Origin of the sequence: Rhodococcus sp. FH8 (assembly GCF_019266085.1) — a bacterium.
GTDB lineage: Bacteria > Actinomycetota > Actinomycetes > Mycobacteriales > Mycobacteriaceae > Rhodococcus_F > Rhodococcus_F qingshengii.
Window position 1 is genome coordinate 1223561 of the sequence record NZ_LPNQ01000057.1, and the last position, 16119, is coordinate 1239679.

The 16119-nt window shown below is 63.4% G+C and carries 18 protein-coding genes; 9 read left to right on the forward strand and 9 right to left on the reverse strand.

Annotation, left to right across the window (positions count from 1 at the left end; genetic code table 11):
- Positions 1 to 2 precede the first annotated feature (2 nt).
- The 3 genes from ATN38_RS08580 to ATN38_RS08590 all read right to left on the reverse strand — a co-directional run bounded on the left by ATN38_RS08580 (position 3) and on the right by ATN38_RS08590 (position 2995).
- A complete protein-coding gene (locus tag ATN38_RS08580; RefSeq protein ID WP_042446974.1) occupies positions 3 to 620 on the reverse strand; it encodes a sortase domain-bontaining protein in 618 nt (205 codons plus the stop codon).
- Positions 592 to 2289, reverse strand: coding sequence for a hypothetical protein (locus ATN38_RS08585; protein WP_218747809.1), 1698 nt, complete (start codon positions 2287 to 2289; stop codon positions 592 to 594). The genes ATN38_RS08580 and ATN38_RS08585 overlap by 29 nt, the downstream gene beginning before the upstream one ends.
- Positions 2290 to 2422: 133 nt before the next feature.
- Positions 2423 to 2995 (reverse strand): peroxidase-related enzyme, encoded by a 573-nt coding sequence (locus ATN38_RS08590; protein ID WP_058037940.1) that lies wholly within the window; start codon positions 2993 to 2995, stop codon positions 2423 to 2425.
- A gap of 154 nt (positions 2996 to 3149) precedes the next feature.
- Between ATN38_RS08590 and ATN38_RS08595 the strand changes: the two genes are divergently transcribed.
- Positions 3150 to 4028 carry an AraC family transcriptional regulator gene (locus tag ATN38_RS08595; RefSeq protein ID WP_042446982.1) on the forward strand — a complete coding sequence of 293 codons (879 nt, stop codon included), beginning with the start codon at positions 3150 to 3152 and terminating at the stop codon, positions 4026 to 4028.
- A 63-nt stretch (positions 4029 to 4091) separates the two neighbouring features.
- On the opposite strand, the gene ATN38_RS08600 is transcribed toward ATN38_RS08595, so the two are convergent.
- Positions 4092 to 4739 carry a CoA transferase subunit B gene (locus tag ATN38_RS08600; protein WP_003940102.1) on the reverse strand — a complete coding sequence of 216 codons (648 nt, stop codon included), beginning with the start codon at positions 4737 to 4739 and terminating at the stop codon, positions 4092 to 4094.
- Entirely contained in the window at positions 4736 to 5482 is a 747-nt protein-coding gene (locus ATN38_RS08605) for a CoA transferase subunit A (protein WP_030536554.1), read from the reverse strand. Before ATN38_RS08605 ends, ATN38_RS08600 begins: the two co-directional genes overlap by 4 nt.
- 171 nt (positions 5483 to 5653) lie before the next feature.
- Here ATN38_RS08605 and pcaH point away from each other — a divergent pair, with 171 nt between their 5' ends.
- Genes pcaH through ATN38_RS08635 form a run of 6 tightly spaced genes read left to right on the forward strand, consistent with a single transcriptional unit; the run spans position 5654 to position 11582 of the window.
- Complete coding sequence (gene pcaH, locus ATN38_RS08610; RefSeq protein ID WP_007730015.1) at positions 5654 to 6373, forward strand: protocatechuate 3,4-dioxygenase subunit beta; 720 nt, start codon at positions 5654 to 5656, stop codon at positions 6371 to 6373.
- Positions 6366 to 7007, forward strand: coding sequence for a protocatechuate 3,4-dioxygenase subunit alpha (gene pcaG, locus ATN38_RS08615; RefSeq protein WP_218747810.1), 642 nt, complete (start codon positions 6366 to 6368; stop codon positions 7005 to 7007). The genes pcaH and pcaG overlap by 8 nt, the downstream gene beginning before the upstream one ends.
- Before the next feature lie 11 nt (positions 7008 to 7018).
- The gene (pcaB, locus tag ATN38_RS08620) at positions 7019 to 8347 is read left to right on the forward strand and encodes a 3-carboxy-cis,cis-muconate cycloisomerase (protein ID WP_218747812.1); all 1329 of its coding nucleotides are present in this window, start codon (positions 7019 to 7021) and stop codon (positions 8345 to 8347) included.
- The gene (gene pcaD, locus ATN38_RS08625) at positions 8344 to 9525 is read left to right on the forward strand and encodes a 3-oxoadipate enol-lactonase (RefSeq protein ID WP_218747813.1); all 1182 of its coding nucleotides are present in this window, start codon (positions 8344 to 8346) and stop codon (positions 9523 to 9525) included. The genes pcaB and pcaD overlap by 4 nt, the downstream gene beginning before the upstream one ends.
- Complete coding sequence (locus ATN38_RS08630; protein ID WP_003940116.1) at positions 9522 to 10346, forward strand: IclR family transcriptional regulator C-terminal domain-containing protein; 825 nt, start codon at positions 9522 to 9524, stop codon at positions 10344 to 10346. Before pcaD ends, ATN38_RS08630 begins: the two co-directional genes overlap by 4 nt.
- A 24-nt stretch (positions 10347 to 10370) precedes the next feature.
- The gene (locus tag ATN38_RS08635) at positions 10371 to 11582 is read left to right on the forward strand and encodes an acetyl-CoA C-acetyltransferase (RefSeq protein WP_007730007.1); all 1212 of its coding nucleotides are present in this window, start codon (positions 10371 to 10373) and stop codon (positions 11580 to 11582) included.
- Here ATN38_RS08635 and ATN38_RS08640 read toward each other — a convergent pair whose 3' ends face one another.
- Entirely contained in the window at positions 11583 to 12122 is a 540-nt protein-coding gene (locus tag ATN38_RS08640) for a MarR family winged helix-turn-helix transcriptional regulator (RefSeq protein WP_283376011.1), read from the reverse strand.
- Positions 12123 to 12194: 72 nt separating this feature from the next.
- Here ATN38_RS08640 and ATN38_RS08645 point away from each other — a divergent pair, with 72 nt between their 5' ends.
- Positions 12195 to 12920 carry an SDR family NAD(P)-dependent oxidoreductase gene (locus tag ATN38_RS08645; RefSeq protein WP_054188428.1) on the forward strand — a complete coding sequence of 242 codons (726 nt, stop codon included), beginning with the start codon at positions 12195 to 12197 and terminating at the stop codon, positions 12918 to 12920.
- Here ATN38_RS08645 and ATN38_RS08650 read toward each other — a convergent pair whose 3' ends face one another.
- Positions 12921 to 13640 (reverse strand): dienelactone hydrolase family protein, encoded by a 720-nt coding sequence (locus tag ATN38_RS08650; protein WP_030536547.1) that lies wholly within the window; start codon positions 13638 to 13640, stop codon positions 12921 to 12923.
- Between the two features lie 46 nt (positions 13641 to 13686).
- The gene (locus ATN38_RS08655) at positions 13687 to 14739 is read right to left on the reverse strand and encodes an ABC transporter substrate-binding protein (protein ID WP_308255956.1); all 1053 of its coding nucleotides are present in this window, start codon (positions 14737 to 14739) and stop codon (positions 13687 to 13689) included.
- Between the two features lie 346 nt (positions 14740 to 15085).
- Between ATN38_RS08655 and ATN38_RS08660 the strand changes: the two genes are divergently transcribed.
- Positions 15086 to 15289: a cold-shock protein gene (locus tag ATN38_RS08660; protein WP_003939930.1), complete on the forward strand. Its 204-nt coding sequence runs from the start codon at positions 15086 to 15088 to the stop codon at positions 15287 to 15289.
- Positions 15290 to 15358: 69 nt separating this feature from the next.
- Here ATN38_RS08660 and ATN38_RS08665 read toward each other — a convergent pair whose 3' ends face one another.
- Positions 15359 to 16087, reverse strand: coding sequence for a Clp protease N-terminal domain-containing protein (locus ATN38_RS08665; RefSeq protein WP_030536545.1), 729 nt, complete (start codon positions 16085 to 16087; stop codon positions 15359 to 15361).
- Positions 16088 to 16119 lie beyond the last annotated feature (32 nt).

Here is a 16119-nt window from a genome sequence, read left to right on the forward strand (position 1 = left end):
ATTCAGTGCGCTGCCAGCTGGGCGATGACAACGTAATTGTCGTCGGTCGACTCTCCTTCGACGACATCACAATTGGCGAGGATCAACCGCCCGGGAACTGATTCACGCAACTCGTGAGTTCCCAGCAGCGAACCTTTGTGCAGCGGCCCGACGGTTTCGACGTCGTACTCGAGCACCCCGTTCGGTGTGCTCAGCAGGACGTGATCTCCTGACTCCACCACCCGGAGTGCCCGGAACGGTGCTTCGCGAGTGGTGAAGTTGTGGCCGACGACAACAACGGTCTGTGTGGTCGACGTTCCCGGCATTCCGCTTTCACCCCACCACACCGGCAGTTCGTCGACGGGATTCAGTTGCTGCCCACTCTCGCCGCCGCGCATCAGTTTCTCCGAGTGCAACGGACTGCTCAGGTACGTGACCCCGGACGCAGACCTCAACTCGATCCTCTCGGGTTCTGCCGGATCGACGGTCACCGAAGCCGGTGCAGCCGCGATATGCGACTGCACCGGCGAGCGGTCAGGTAGCGATCCCGCGTTCTCGCCCGAACATCCGGATACGAGGAGGGCGAGGATCGCTACCGCCGAGAGACCGAGGCTACGCAGACGTGTTGCCCGGGCCGTCATGACGCTTGCGACGAACAACCACCGTCGTAGCTGCTGCGGCGGCAGCGCCGACGACTCCGACGCCGATCAATACAGCCGGCAGGTTGGAGTTGCTGCTACCGCTGGTGCTGCTGCTTGCGGTGTCGCCGAGAGCAAGATCGACCGGGGGCAGGCTTCCAGCGAGTGCCGGATCGCCGTCGGCGTCGGTGACGTAGTAGTCGACGACGTCGAAGGCTCCCTTGTTGTTGTGGTAGCCGACCAGCTTGACGCCGGTCTTGTTCACTACAGCGGTGGTCTCGTCGACCTTCGTGACTCCGGAGCCGTCGTCGGTGTGCTCACCGATGATCACCTCACCGCCGACGCCTGTTCCGTTGTCGATCTCCTTCTCGCCCTTTGCCTTGAGCTCGTCGACGATCTTCTGCGCTGCATCCGCTTCGGCCTTTGCGGCGGCTGCAGCGGCCTGAGCTTCCTTGGCCTTTGCTGCTGCGGCGTCGGCCGCCGCCTTCGCGTCTTCGGCGGCCAGGTAGAGATCCTGCGCCTTCTTACTCGCTACTTCGGCAGCTTCGGCCTTCTTGGCGGCTTCGGCAGCCTTTTCGTCGGCGATTGCTCGCTTGTCGGTGGCCGCCTCCCCTGCAGCATCGGCCTCGGCCTGCGCCGTCTCCGCGGCCTTCTGTGCAGCGGCAGCGTCCTTCTGTGCGGAAGCTGCGGTAGCTGCCGCTTCATCTGCGGCCTTACGGGCGGCGGTGGCAGCTTCTACCTCGGTGGCGGCTGCGGACTCGGCTGCCTTGGCGGTGGTTTCGGCGGCGGTGGCCACCTTCTGAGTTTCCTTGACGGTGATCGCGAGCTGCTTGGCATTCCAAGCTGCGGCCAACGCCTGAGCCTTTGCGGCGAGTCCCTTCGCGATGTCCCAGTTCTTGAAGGCTTCCTCGGCTTCCTTGTTCTTGTCCGCAACCAGCTTGGCGTTTGCATCCGCGGCAGCCTTCGCCTCATCGGCCTTGGCCTGCAGAGCATTAGCCTCGGCGCGAGCGCGTGCCGCCTCCTCGGTCTTGGTCCCCGAACCGGCGGCCTTCGCTGCTTCCTCGAGTTCCGCAGCCTTGGCTGCAGCCGCATCAGCTTCTGCCTGAGCTGTTTTTGCTACCTCCTTGGCATCGGCCGCAGCGGACGCCGCAACCTTGGCCGCCTCTTCCGCTTCTTTCGCAGACTGTTCCGCTGCCCCGGCCTCCGCCTTGGCCTGCGTCGATTCGACCGCCGCCTTGGTTGCCTCGACGCTCGCCTGGGTCATTGCCTCGGTCGCCTTCACCGAAGTGTCTGTCGCTGCGGACGAGTCGACCCCTGCCGTCGCGGCTGCTTCGGCGGCCTTCGCTGCCGCGTCGGCAGCTGCCTTGGCTTTTGCTTCGGCTTCCGCCAGTGCTGCAGCGTCCGTACCAGCGGTTTCGGCACTGCCCGTGCCCGCGACCCCGGCTTCAACCTTCTCCGGCGTGGTCTCGGTGCTCGTCGCCGCGTCGGCGTCGGTGGTGGCAGCTGCCTCTTCCTCGGCGCAGGTCACCAGCGGATCAGCGCTCGGGGTACACACGGTTTCCGGCTCTGCCGATGCAATTCCCGTGCCGCCCACCGCCAATCCGAGAGCTAGTACGGCACCGGCGGCCGCAGAGCGGACCCTCCGAGAATGGGCGATGGACTTCTCCGACATAGCGCTCAACCTTTCGGCCTTCTTTACGAAGACGGCAATTCCGGCGTGGACAGCCTTTACTTCGTCGGCTGACTTCCAGACGTTACGACCGGTCGGTCCGAAAAATTGAGAGCTGCTGCGCTAACCGCAGGAATCAGGACCGCGGAACGCGCCCCATCAGGTAGAACTCCGGATTGGGCAGCATGCCGGAGAAGCTCGCCATGCGATTGCTGAGCCCGAAGAATGCAGTGATCGCGGCGATGTCCCACGCGTCCTCGTCGCCGAAGCCGTGCACACGGAGGGCGTCGAAGTCGGCGTCGGCGATTTCGTGTGAGGCGGAGTTCACCTTGGTGGCGAAGTCGAGCATCGCGCGCTGACGATCGGAGATTTCTGCGGTGCGATAGTTGACCGCAACCTGGTCGGCAACCAGCGGCTTCTTCTCGAAGATACGCAGAATTGCGCCGTGCGCGACAACGCAGTACGTACATTTGTTGGCCGCAGAGATCGTGGTGACGATCATTTCTCGATCACCCTTGGTGAGTGCGGAATCTTCCTTGAGCATGATCGCGTCGTGGTATGCGAAGAATGCCCGGAACTCGGCTGGGCGCCGAGCGAACATCAGGAAGACGTTGGGCACGAACCCCGACTTCTCCTGGATCTCGAGAATCTTGGCGGCGATGTCCTCGGGCACCTCGGTCAATTCAGCCTGCGGAAAACGGGTGCTCACTGTGCCTCCTGGTCAGCCATCGATGTTCGATTCAAGATAATGATGATTAACTGAGTTGTCCAGATGCATTTCCTGCCCTACTTTTTCGGGCACGGATAGTCGGGTACGGCCCAAGTGATCTGCGTAGCGTGAAACCCGTGAACAGGAAGACACGATGATCGACGGACTGAACCGCGCGCTCGACTACATCGAAAGCAATCTGAGCGGCGAGATCGAGACAGCCGAGATGGCAAGGCTGGCAACCACCTCGGAGTATCACTTTCGGAGGATGTTCTCGGCCCTGGCCGGCATTCCCGTATCCGAATACATCCGTCGACGTCGACTCACCCTGGCTGGTGCCGAGTTGTCCGTCAGCAGATCAGGAGTGTTGGAGACCGCCGTGAAGTACGGCTACTCGTCCGCGGAAGCCTTCACACGAGCGTTCACCGCATTTCACGGCGTGAGCCCCGGCGCGGTCAAACGCGCTCCCGCCGTTCTCAAATCCCAACAGAAACTTGTCATTCACGTGACACTGGAAGGAGCCACACCGATGGACTACATGCTTGTGGACAAACCTGCCCTGACGGTAGTCGGGTTCAAGACCCGGGTTCCATTGGTTCACGAAGGTCCCAATTCTGCGATCGAAGATTTCACCCGCTCCGTGGACAAGGTTGCGTTGCGAGGGTTGCGCGAGCTCTCCGATCAGGACCCGGCGGGAATCGTCAGTGTCGTCGACAATTTGGCGCATCCCAGAACCGAAGGCACAGAACTGGATTACTACCTGGGAGTGGTCACCGGCAAACCTTCACCCACGGGTTTCGATGTGCTGACGGTCGACGCACACACGTGGGCCGTCTTCACCGCCGACGGGTCGGAAATCGAATCTGTGCAGTATTTGTGGCGAGATATCTACACGGAATGGTTCCCTGCCAACCCTTTTCGCTCCGTACCTGGTCCCGAGATCATGCGTACCGAATACAACGACGATTTCACCGTCGCACGGTTCGAGCTCTGGATTCCGGTCGAGAGCGAGCTGAGCGACGTCGGGGCGTAAAACAGCCGCCAGGTCGGATGGAAGTCACGACCCGGCGGCTGAGCCATCAGATGAAACAGACTGTCAAAGAATCAGTTTCGCTCCGGTAGCAGCAACCACGTCCTCGACGCTGATGCCCGGCGCCGTCTCCACCAGGCGGAGACCGTCGTCAGTCACGTCGATCACGGCCATGTCGGTGATGATTCGCTGGACGCAGCCCTTACCGGTCAGCGGAAGCGAGCACTTCTCGACGATCTTGTGCTCACCCTTCTTCGAGACGTGCTCCATCATCACGATGACGCGTTTTGCGCCGTGGACCAGATCCATCGCGCCGCCCATGCCTTTGACCATGTGGCCAGGGATCATCCAGTTCGCGAGGTCTCCGGTGGCACTGACCTGCATGGCACCGAGCACGGCAACGTCGACCTGGCCGCCGCGGATCATGCCGAACGACGCTGAGGAGTCGAAGAACGACGCACCGGGGAGAACGGTGATGGTCTCCTTGCCCGCATTGATCAGCTCGGGATCGAGTTCGTCCTCGGTCGGGTACGGCCCCACGCCCAGAACGCCGTTCTCCGAGTGCAATACAACGGTGATATCGGTCGGGAGGTAGTTCGGAACCAGCGTCGGCATACCGATGCCGAGGTTCACGTACTGCCCGTCCTCGAGTTCCCGCGCGACGCGGGCCGCCATCTCTTCGCGGGTGAGTTTGGTGGGTAGTACAGAAGTCATGCTCGTACCGTCCGATTCTCGATGCCGACCGTCACGGGGCCGACGTGGACAACACGCTGAACGTGAATGCCCGGCGTGTGGATCTCGGCGGGGTCGAGCTCACCCGGCTCTACGAGGTGCTCGACCTGCGCAATGGTGATGCGCCCCGACGTTGCTGCAGCCGGATTGAAGTTCTGGGTACTCGCGCGGTAGACGAGGTTGCCATGCCGGTCACCTTTCCAGGCATGGACCAGTGCATAGTCGGCGACGATGCCGCGCTCCATCACGTAGGTGACGCCGTCGAAGTCACGAGTTTCCTTGGGCGGACTGGCAACTGCGATGCCGCCGCTGCCGTCGTAACGCAGTGGCAGGCCGCCGTCGGCGACCTGGGTGCCGACGCCGGCCGGGGTGAAGAACGCGGGGATGCCCGCTCCCCCGGCGCGCATGCGCTCGGCGAGCGTGCCCTGCGGCGTGAGTTCGACTTCCAGCTCACCGGAAAGGTACTGACGCGCGAACTCCTTGTTGGAGCCGACGTACGAGCTGACAGTACGACGGATACGCCCCTTCTCCAGAAGCACTCCGAGCCCGAACCCGTCGGTGCCGCAGTTGTTGCTCACCGTTTCGAGTGATGTCGCGCCCTGCTCGAGGAGCGCATCGATGAGGATTTCCGGCACTCCGACGAGCCCGAAACCTCCGACAGCGATCGTGACGCCGTCCGGCACGTCGGCGACGGCCTCGGCAGCAGTGGGAATGACTTTGTCCATCATGTCGATCACAGTAGCGCGACCCGTACGTATTGTGAACCCCCGTCCGCATAACGAACATTTTTCGCCCCCGGCATTGCCTGGGTCACATCTACGAACTATTCTGTTCGCAGAGCGCAACACATGTACACATTGCGAACAACTTCACGTAACCGAACGACGAGGTTCCCTATGCTGCATCTACCGCCGAGGTACCAGCGGCCGACTGGCGTCAACGCCCCGGCCGATTTCGCGGACTACAAGACGACTTCCCTTCGCCACCCGAAGCAGCCGCTGAAGCTGCTCCCCCAGCGGCTCACGGAGCTCACCGGGCCGGTATTCGGCGAGGATCGCGTCGGCGCCGGTGAAAACGACCTGACCATTGCCAACGGCGGCGAAGCACAGGGACAGCGCATCGTCGTTCACGGCCGCGTACTCGACGGCGACGGAAAACCCGTCCCCCACACACTGCTCGAGGTGTGGCAGGCCAACGCCGGTGGACGCTACCGCCACACCGGCGACAACTGGCCCGCGCCGCTGGATCCGTTCTTCAACGGCCTGGGTCGCTGCGTCACCGACGCGAACGGCCACTACAGCTTCACCACGATCAAGCCGGGCGCCTACCCGTGGATGAACCACGACAACGCCTGGCGACCGGCACACATCCATTTCTCGCTGTTCGGCACGGCATTCACGCAGCGCCTCGTGACGCAGATGTACTTCCCCGACGATCCGATGTTCTTCCAGGACCCGATCTACAACGCAGTACCCGAAGCAGCACGTCACCGCATGGTCAGCGTCTTCGACTACGACGCCACAGTCCCCAACTGGGCTCTCGGGTTCCGCTTCGACATCGTCCTGCGCGGCCGTAATGCCTCCGTATTCGAGAACGAGGAAGACCACGATGACTGATCACACCGCGAAGCCCGCACCCACTTATCCGGTCGTCCCCGGCGACTTCACCACTGCCCCCTTCGGGGTCACGCCCTCTCAGACCGTCGGGCCGTACTGGCACATCGGCCTCCCCTGGACGGACGGCCCCGACGCTGCCCCGAGCGATACCCCCGGACGAATCATGCTGGCCATCACGGTGATCGACGGCGCCCGTACACCCGTCGCGGACGCGATGATCGAAACATGGCAGGCCGATACGCTCGGACGCTTCAACCATCCGGACGATCCCCGTGGCGCAGTGGAGCTCACTCCGGCTGGTTTTCGCGGATTCGCCCGCAGCGCAGCGGATCCCACGGGCACTGCATTGGTCCACACTGTCAAGCCCGGTGCGCAGCCCACTGAAACGGATGCGGACGAGGCCCCACACGTGAACGTGTCGGTCTTCGCTCGCGGCATGCTCGACCGCCTGGTCACCCGCTTGTACTTCCCCGAAGACGCCGACGCACACGCAACAGATCCGGTGCTGTCGTCACTGAGCGAAACCGAACGCGCGAAGTTGGTTGCAACCAAGGTCGACGGTGGGTACTCCTGGACGGTCTATGTTCAGGACGAGGACGCGAACGGCGTCGAGACGCCCTTCTTCGAGCTGTAAGAGGAGTACACATGCCCACTCGCGGCGCACTGTTCGACCCGGTGTTCGGGGCCACCCGCGTATCGGAGCACCTGTCCGACCAGGCGTGGGTCACCGCGTTGCTCGACGTGGAGGCCGCACTGAGTTGTGCGATGGCCACAGTCGGGTTGGCGAACGGGGAACATTGCGCCGCGGTGGCTGCTGCCGCGGCCGAACTCTCACAACCGGGCGGTCTGGACATCGTGGCGCTCGGCCGCGCGTCGGCCGCCGGCGGAAATCCCGTCATTCCGCTGGTGAAGATGCTGCGCGAAAGGGTGGGACAGGAAGGTGTGCCTGCCTCCGTGGTGCACCCGGGCGCCACCAGTCAGGACATCATGGACTGTGCGCTGATGCTGTTGACGCGACGCGCGGGCGCGGTGGTTCTGGCCGACCTGACCCGCGCCGCCGATTCCGCCGCCCACCTCGCCCGCATCCATCGCTCTACTCCGATGGTCGCGAGAACCCTGGGACAACAAGCACTTCCGACCACCTTCGGGCTACTGGCATCGAGTTGGTTCACCGCACTCGACGCCGCAGCGATTCGCCTCGAGATCGTATTGTCCACGTTGCCGGTTCAATTCGGCGGAGCCGCAGGAACACTCGCTGCGTTGTATCCCGACGGGCTCAGGATCGCCGACGCGCTGGCCGACGAACTCGGCCTGGCCAGGCAGGTCACTCCCTGGCACACCGACCGCGTGACTATCGCAGAACTCGCGACCACACTCGGTATCGTCGCCGGCGCCGTTTCCAAGCCCGCCACCGACATCACCGTCATGGCGTCCACCGAACTGTCCGAGGTTGCCGAGAGCGCTCCGGGCGGCTCATCGGCCATGCCGCACAAGCAGAATCCGGTTGCCGCGATCACCGCCCGCGCGGCAGCGCGACGTGCTCCCGCGCTGGTGGCCACAGCCCTGTCGAACATGGATCACGAATTCGCTCGCGCCGCAGGCCCCTGGCACGCCGAGTGGGAAACCGTCACCGATCTCCTGCGTCTGGCAGGCGGAGCCGCGCACCAGCTTTCCGTGAGCCTCACCGGCCTGCAAGTACACACCGAGTCGATGGCTCGCAATCTCGACATCACCGGTGGCCTGATTCTCGCCGAGCGGGTCACCAAGGCCCTGTCCGCACACACTGATCGAGCGCGCGACATCGTCACCGCGGCAGCCACTTCCGGAACCAGATTGGATCGTGATCCCGCCATCGCAGAGCACCTGAGCGAAACCGAGATCGCCGAACTACTCGACCCCGCACACTATCTGGGCCACGCCACCGATCTGGTCGACCGCGCCCTCGCCGAACGCCCCACAGGAGGATCTCGATGAGCGTCGCGCTCAACTTTCAACAGACCGGCAATCTCGATGCCCCGGCAGTGGTTCTCCTGGGTTCACTCGGATCCGATCTGTCCATGTGGCAGCCGCAGATTCACGCGCTGTCGAATCGCTACCGCGTCATCGCCGTCGACCATCGCGGCCACGGCAAGTCACCGGTGCCTGCGGGCCCTTACTCAATTGCCGATCTCGCCGGCGATGTCATCGCTCTCCTCGATTCGCTCGAACTCGAGTCCGTACATCTCGTCGGGCTCTCCCTCGGCGGCGCTGTCAGCCAGTGGATCGCCGCACACCACCCCACTCGCGTCGAGACGTTGACCTTGATGTGCACGTCCTCGCAGTTCGCCCCGGCTCAGCCGTGGATCGATCGTGCTCGGGCTGTCCGTGCGGACGGTATCGCGTCAATCGCGGCCGCCGTCGTCGGACGCTGGTTCACGCCGGGACTGGCCGAGAATGATCCGGAGCTTGTCGCCCGTCACGTCGCGATGGTCGAAGCCACACCCGACGAGGGCTATGCCGCCTGCTGCGAGGCGCTTTCGACGTGGGACGGCCGCGCCGACCTGGCCCGCATCGTCGCTCCGACGCTCCTCATCGCGGGCGAGCAGGATCCGGCGACGCCTCCGTCGACGTTGGGTGCGATCGCCGACGGCATCGCCGATGCGGTACTGCACGTGGTCGATCCGGGCGCACACCTGGCCAACGTCGAACAAGCCGGGCGCGTCACCAAACTACTTGCAACGCATATTGCCTCGCACACATCTGCGCTCGCCCAACGTAGCGCCGCGGTGTCGGCCGGCATGACCATACGACGCCAGGTGCTCGGCGACGCCCACGTCGACCGTTCCATTGCCGGTGCCACCGAGTTCACCGCCCCTTTCCAGGACTTCATCACTCGCACGGCGTGGGGTGACATCTGGTCGCGCCCCGGCCTCGATCACCACACCCGCAGGCTCCTCACTCTCGCGATCCTCACCGCCGTCGGCAACGAACACGAACTCGACATGCACATTCGCGCTGCGCTGCGTGCCGGGATCGATCCCGACGAACTCGTGGAAGTATTTCTCCATACCGCGGTCTATGCGGGTGTGCCGAACAGCAACTTGGCTTTTGCGCTGGGAAAGCAAGCACTCGCGGACCTCTCGGCCGAACCTGAGGAGAACGAGACAACATGAGTGAGAACAGCAGCGAGCAGGCGCCGGGACCGTCCCCGGACTACGTGCAGTCGCTGGCCCGTGGGCTTTCCGTCATCAAGGCTTTCGACGGTGAGCACCCGCGTCGCACCCTCAGCGAGGTTGCCCGGCACACCGATCTCACGCGTGCGACTGCTCGCCGCTTCCTACTCACGCTCGTCGAACTCGAATACGTACGTACTGACGGTTCGGTGTTCTGGTTGACGCCCCGTGTCCTCGAACTCGGCTACAGCTACCTCTCCAGTCTGTCCCTTCCCGAGATCGCCGGGCCGCATCTGGAAGCCTTGTCCGCCAAGGTCCGTGAATCCACGTCCGTGTCGATCCTCGACGGTGACGACGTCGTCTACGTGGCTCGTGTTCCGGTCAGCCGCATCATGACGGTGTCCATCACCATCGGCACGCGCTTTCCCGCCTATGCGACGTCCATGGGCAGGGTCCTGCTCGCGGGCCTACCCGACGACGCATTAAACGCATACCTCTCTCGAGTGTCCTTCGCCCGCCTGACCGGCAAGACCATCTCCACGGCCGACGGACTACGCGCCGAACTCGAGAAGATTCGCGCCGACGGATTCGCGATAGTCGATCAAGAACTCGAAGAGGGTCTGCGCTCTCTTGCCGCACCCATCCGGGACGCAACCGGTGACGTGGTCGCGGCCGTCAACATCTCCACCCAGGCTGCCCGCTACAGCGCCGAAGCTGTTCGCGGTGAACTGGTTCCGGCCGCAGTCGCCACCGCAGACGCAATCTCCGTCGATCTCGGACGTACTCAGTCGTCCAACAATCACTCGGCAGCGACCCGCTGACCGAGCAGACCCAAGGAAGAACCAATGCCTGACGTTGTCATCTGTGAACCGCTCCGTACCCCTGTCGGCCGCTTCGGCGGTGTCTTCCGTGACGTAGCCCCGGAAGATCTCGCCTCGACGCTGATCACCGAACTCGTCACGCGTACCGGCATTTCGGGCGCGGAGATCGACGACGTCATTCTCGGCCAGGCTTCGCCGAACGGTGAGGCTCCGGCGATCGGACGCATCGCGGCGCTCAACGCGGGTCTGGGCATCGATGTTCCCGGCATGCAGGTGGATCGTCGGTGCGGGTCGGGATTACAGGCAGTCATCCAGGCCGTCATGCAGGTTCAGTCCGGTGGCAGTGACCTGGTCCTCGCGGGCGGTGCCGAGTCGATGAGCCAGGCCGAGTTCTACGCAACCGGAATGCGTTGGGGCGTCAAGGGTGAAGGAGTTGCGCTCAGCGATCGTCTCGCGCGCGCCCGCGTCACAGCCGGCGGACGTGACTTCCCGGTTCCCGGCGGAATGATCGAAACGGCAGAGAACCTGCGCGCCGAGTTCTCCATCAGCCGCGAGGATCAAGATGCACTCGCGGTTCAGTCCCATCAGCGTGCAGTCGCAGCACAGAAGAACGGCGTCTTCGCCGAAGAAATCGTTCCGGTATCCGTTCCGCAGCGCAAGGGCGAGGCCCTGCTCGTCGACACCGACGAGCATCCACGCGCCGACACCTCGATGGAATCGCTTGCGCGCCTTCGTCCCATGCGCGCAAAGATCGACCCCGACTCCACCGTGACTGCAGGTAATGCCAGCGGTCAGAACGACGGCGCAGCACTGGCGATCGTCACCACCGCCGACAAAGCTCGTACCCTCGGACTGCGACCGCTCGCACGCCTCGCGAGTTGGAGCGTTGCGGGCGTTCCGCCGCGCACCATGGGCATCGGCCCCGTACCGGCGTCGGAGAAGGCACTCGGCCGCCTCGGGCTGTCCCTGGCGGACATGGACGTCATCGAACTCAACGAAGCCTTTGCGGCACAAGCACTTGCAGTCCTGCAGAGTTGGAATCTCGAGGCCGACGACCCACGCATCAACCCCAACGGCTCCGGCATCTCCCTCGGACATCCGGTCGGAGCCACGGGTGGACGAATCCTGGCCACCCTGTTGCGCGAGATGGACCGTCGCGAAGCGCGTTACGGCCTCGAGACGATGTGCATCGGCGGCGGGCAGGGCCTGGCTGCGGTCTTCGAGCGCCTGTCCTGATCAAGCCCCGACGTGCGCGACGCCGGAGTCACCGAGTTCGCCGCGTAGGCCGTCGAGAAAGACACGCAGCAGGTCGGTGAGTTCGGCCTGCTGCTGCTCGGTGAGAATCGACGTCAGTTCGGCTTCACGGCCGAGAACTCGGTCCACCAATTGCTCCACCAGCTCGTGACCGGCGGCAGTGAGGGTCACGAGCACTATTCGTGACCCTTGCGCGGCGGAGGACCTCTCCACCAGACCCGCGTTCTCCGCGCGTGCGAGTCGCTGCGAGATCGCACCGGCCGTGACTCCGGTCTGCTCGGTGATCTGGCGAGTCGTCAACTGATACGGCTCGCCGGATCGCCGCAGGACACTGAGTAGGTCCAGCGTGGCTGTGTCCGCACCGGCCGAGGCGAGTACCCGTCGGCGATCCTCACCGAGCAGCTTGGCGCACATCCACAGCCTGGTGACGATGCCGATACCCTCCACGGGCGTGCCCGGCCTTTCGCGAAGCCACGCCAAGGCAACCGCGTCCACCGCGTCGTCCGGGTTGTAGTCGCCCACCACTGCACACCTCGTTTAGCTCTAAATGATACGTTCTTCGTATAGGTCTAAACGTAGCTCACGGAGGTAGGCATGACACGCACAGTTCTGGTAACCGGCGGCGGAACAGGGATCGGGCGCGCAGTTGCAGCGGCGTTCGCCCGGGACGGAGACACCGTTTTTGTCACCGGCCGACGCACGGAACCACTCGAAAAGACCGCGGAGGAGTTGGGCGATAATGTTCACGCCTTGACTTGTGACAACTCCGACCCGAAAGACCTGAAGCGGCTGCAGGATTCGCTTCCGGGAACCATCGACGTCGTGGCGCACTGCGCCGGCGGTAACACGGACTTCGATCGTGAAGCGCCGTCAGATCTGGAATCCCTGGCCGCCGGGTGGCGGGCCAATCTGGACTCCAATCTGATCTCGGCAGTGTTGACCACAGCAGCAGTTCGAGATCGAATCCCCAGTGGCGGTGCCGTCATCACCATCGGATCGATTGCCGCCGACAAGGGAGCTGGAGCGTACGGCGCTGCCAAAGCAGCAGTTGCGACGTGGAATGTCGATCTGGCCGCCGAACTGGGCCCAGAAGGCATCACGGCGAACATCGTCTCCCCCGGTTACATCGCCGACACCGAGTTCTTCCGGGACTTTCTGACGGACGAGCGTCGCGCGATGCTGATCGAATCCACCAGCACCAAGCGCGCCGGAACCCCGGACGACATCGCATCAGCCGTCCATTTCTTGGCCTCACCGGGTGCCCGGCAGATCACCGGTCAGGTATTGGCAGTCAACGGCGGTGAGAGAACCAGTCGCTGATCACGCCAGGTGGCGCTCGAAGAACGAGTCGATTCGCTTCCAGGCATCCTGCGCTGCAACAGGATCGGGACCGATTCCGAGGATGCGCTCCAAAGGACGAAGCACCTTGGGTCCGGCCTCCGCGTCGTTGAGGAACGCGTGGCCGGCGGTGGGGTACTCCTTGACGTCGTTCTCGATACCGGCATTGCTGAGCGCCGTCTCCAGCTTCGCTGCCGCGCCCCGGAGCGAAAAGTCCTTGCCTCCGAAACTCCCGACGATCGGGCACGCATCCACCACGGCCTCATCGAGTTTGCGTGGAAGCTGACCGTAATTGACCGAGGCAGCGTCGAAATCTCCGGCGCTGACCATCGCGAAGCCGCCGCCCATGCAGAATCCGATGACACCAATCTTTCCGGTGCAGTCCGGGGATTCCACCAGCCAACTGCGAGCGACTTCGATGTCGGTGAACGCCTTGCCGTGTCCTCGAAGCATCGACGTCATGGTGGGCACTAGGCACCGCTTCGCCCCGCCCGCGCTGTAGAGGTCGACAGCAAGCGTCAGGAATCCCGCAGCGGCCAGCCGCTTGGCTTGCCGCTGCATCACCTCCTCGAGCCCGAAGGCCTCGTGAATCATCACTACCCCCGGCCACGGGCCGGGGGTAGTGGGGGTTTCGAGTATCGCTCGCAGCGGTTGTGATCCGCCGACTACTGCGGCGCGGCCCGTCAGATCTATGTCCACCATGTTTCGATGCTAGGCCGACGCAGGGTCCGTACGCTCGGAAGCGAGGTCAGGGGAGTTGTTTTCCCTGGCCCGCCGCAAGCCCGGTCAAGACCTCGGCGAGCTGCGGCAAGGCGTACGGTGCGCTCAGTGGACCGAAATTGTCGACAAAGGCATTCGAGAGCAGAAGTTCGACCGGCGCATAGGCTCGCGCCTTCACCGCGGGGAGGTTCTGGAAAACTGCGAAGTTCTCCAACCTCGTCGTCGCTTCCTGATCAGAAGCGAGGCTGAGCAAAATGTCTGCGGGTGCGAGTACCTCCGCCTGCTCCATCGACAGCGCAGTCATCTGCTCGGCGTTGTATCCGCGATAGTCGAGTCCGAGTTCGCGCAGCAGAACCCCGGGCGCACTGGCATCCCCCTGCACATACAACTGATCGCCGTACATCGAGCCGATCATGATCGTCTTGCCACCCAAGCCGTTCAGCGAAGCGGCGGTGTCGGAGATCAGGGCGTCGGTCCGGGCGATCGCTGCAGCAGCGGCCTCGTCGACAAAAGCGGCCTGCCCGACCATGGCGACGCCGTCACGCCACGAGGTGGTCCAGTCCAGCGCGATGACCGGCGCGATCTGGCTGAGCCTCTCGGCTGCCGGTTCGAGATAGGTCTTCATTCCGATGATGAGATCCGGTGAGTAGCGCGCGATGATTTCCGGGCTGATTTCGCCTGTGGTGTCGAAGCTTTCGAGATCGGCTATTCCAGCGGTGCTCTGCCACGGCAGTGCACCGCGGTCCCACGCACCCGTATTGCCGTAGGCGACTGGGTGAACGCCGAGAGAGAGCAGGAATTCGAGATCCGTGAAGTCGCTGGCAACAACGATCCTTTCCGGCTTCCCCGAGATCGTGGTGGTTCCGAGCGCATTGATCACCTCACGTTGTTCGCCGGCATCAGAAGCATCTGATGTAGTCGAACACCCCGCAAGGATGGCGGCCGCTGCCGCCGCGCCGACGCCGAAGAACCCACGGCGACTGAGCTGGTCCACAAGTTCAGCGGTAGTCGGTGATTCGCGAATCGTTCCGTACACGTGTGCACTCTCCTTCTCGGCGTCTGCTGCGCGCGCCGAGGGCACAGCGAAAGAGAGGTTAGCCCACCCTCATCTTCCATAGGGTTCCTACGTTTGCGATTCCGAGAGATCGGAGCGATCAAAATGGACCGTTCTCGAGCGGACAAGTACATTCCCGCTGATCTATCACCGCAGGCAGTTGGGCGAGCCACCAGTCCCTGCCTTCGGCGATCGGGTCGCTCCAGCGTCGAAAATCAGTTGAAGATCAGTTGCCATTCCCTCCTCGAAAGCTTCCGAATTACCGTCTTTTGCACGTCGCCCACCGTTCGACTTGCGCGGCGTGGGAGGATAGACATATCGAGATCGGGACTTCGATGTGAGGGCCCGGATCGAGTTTGTAGGGAGTATCGGTATGGCACAGGGCATCGTGAAGTGGTTCAACGGCGAAAAGGGCTTTGGTTTCATCGCTCCCGACGACGGAACACCGGACGTGTTCGTTCATTACTCTGAAATCTCGGGCAACGGCTACAAGTCGCTCGACGAGAACCAGCGTGTGGAGTTCGAGGTTGGCCAGGGCCAGAAGGGTCCTCAGGCCACCAATGTGCGCGCTGTCTGATCAGTGACACAAGAAGAGGGCCGCACCCGCAAGGGTGCGGCCCTCTTCTGCATCGGATTCACCTCTGAATCACTGATCCTGAATGACGGCCAACGCTCCAACGATGTTCGACTCCGCCACCGACTTCGAGATTCCGAGATCAGCCAGAACACCTGATCCGTCTTCGAGTTCGAGCAGCGCGAGCAGGATGTGCTCGGTTCCGATGTAGTTGTGGCCCAGGCGAAGAGCCTCACGGAACGTCAGTTCCAGGACCTTGCGCGCACGAGCGTCGTACGGAATGAGTTCTGGTAGTTCGGAAGTCGGAGCCGGTAGTACACCGGCCACTGCAGCTCGGACGGATCCGAGCTCCACCCCTTGCGCCACTATCGCCTTCGCAGCCAACCCGGCAGGCTCCTCGACGAGCCCCAGGAGCAGGTGCTCCGGCTGGATCTCTGCGTTACCGGCGGCGCGGGCTTCGTTCTGCGAGGCCATGACGACGTTCTTCGCCCGGGGAGTGAACCGGTTGAACCCTTCGTTCGGATCCATCGGCTTCTGATCACTCGGCGCCTTGGGAACAAAACGCTTCTGCGCAGCCTGCTTCGAGACACCCATGCTCGCGCCGATCTCCGTCCACGACGCTCCCGACCTGCGCGCCTGGTCGACGAAGTGACCGATCAGGTGATCTGCAACTTCACCGAGATGATCAGCGGCAATCACGGCGTCGGAGAGTTGGTCGAGAGCATCGGTGTGCACCTTCTTGATCGCGTCGATGAGGTCGTCGAGTCGAACCTTGTTGGTCATTTCCACTGGTTTGCTCATGCGTCAACCCTAGGTTGACGCAATCGAAAGCG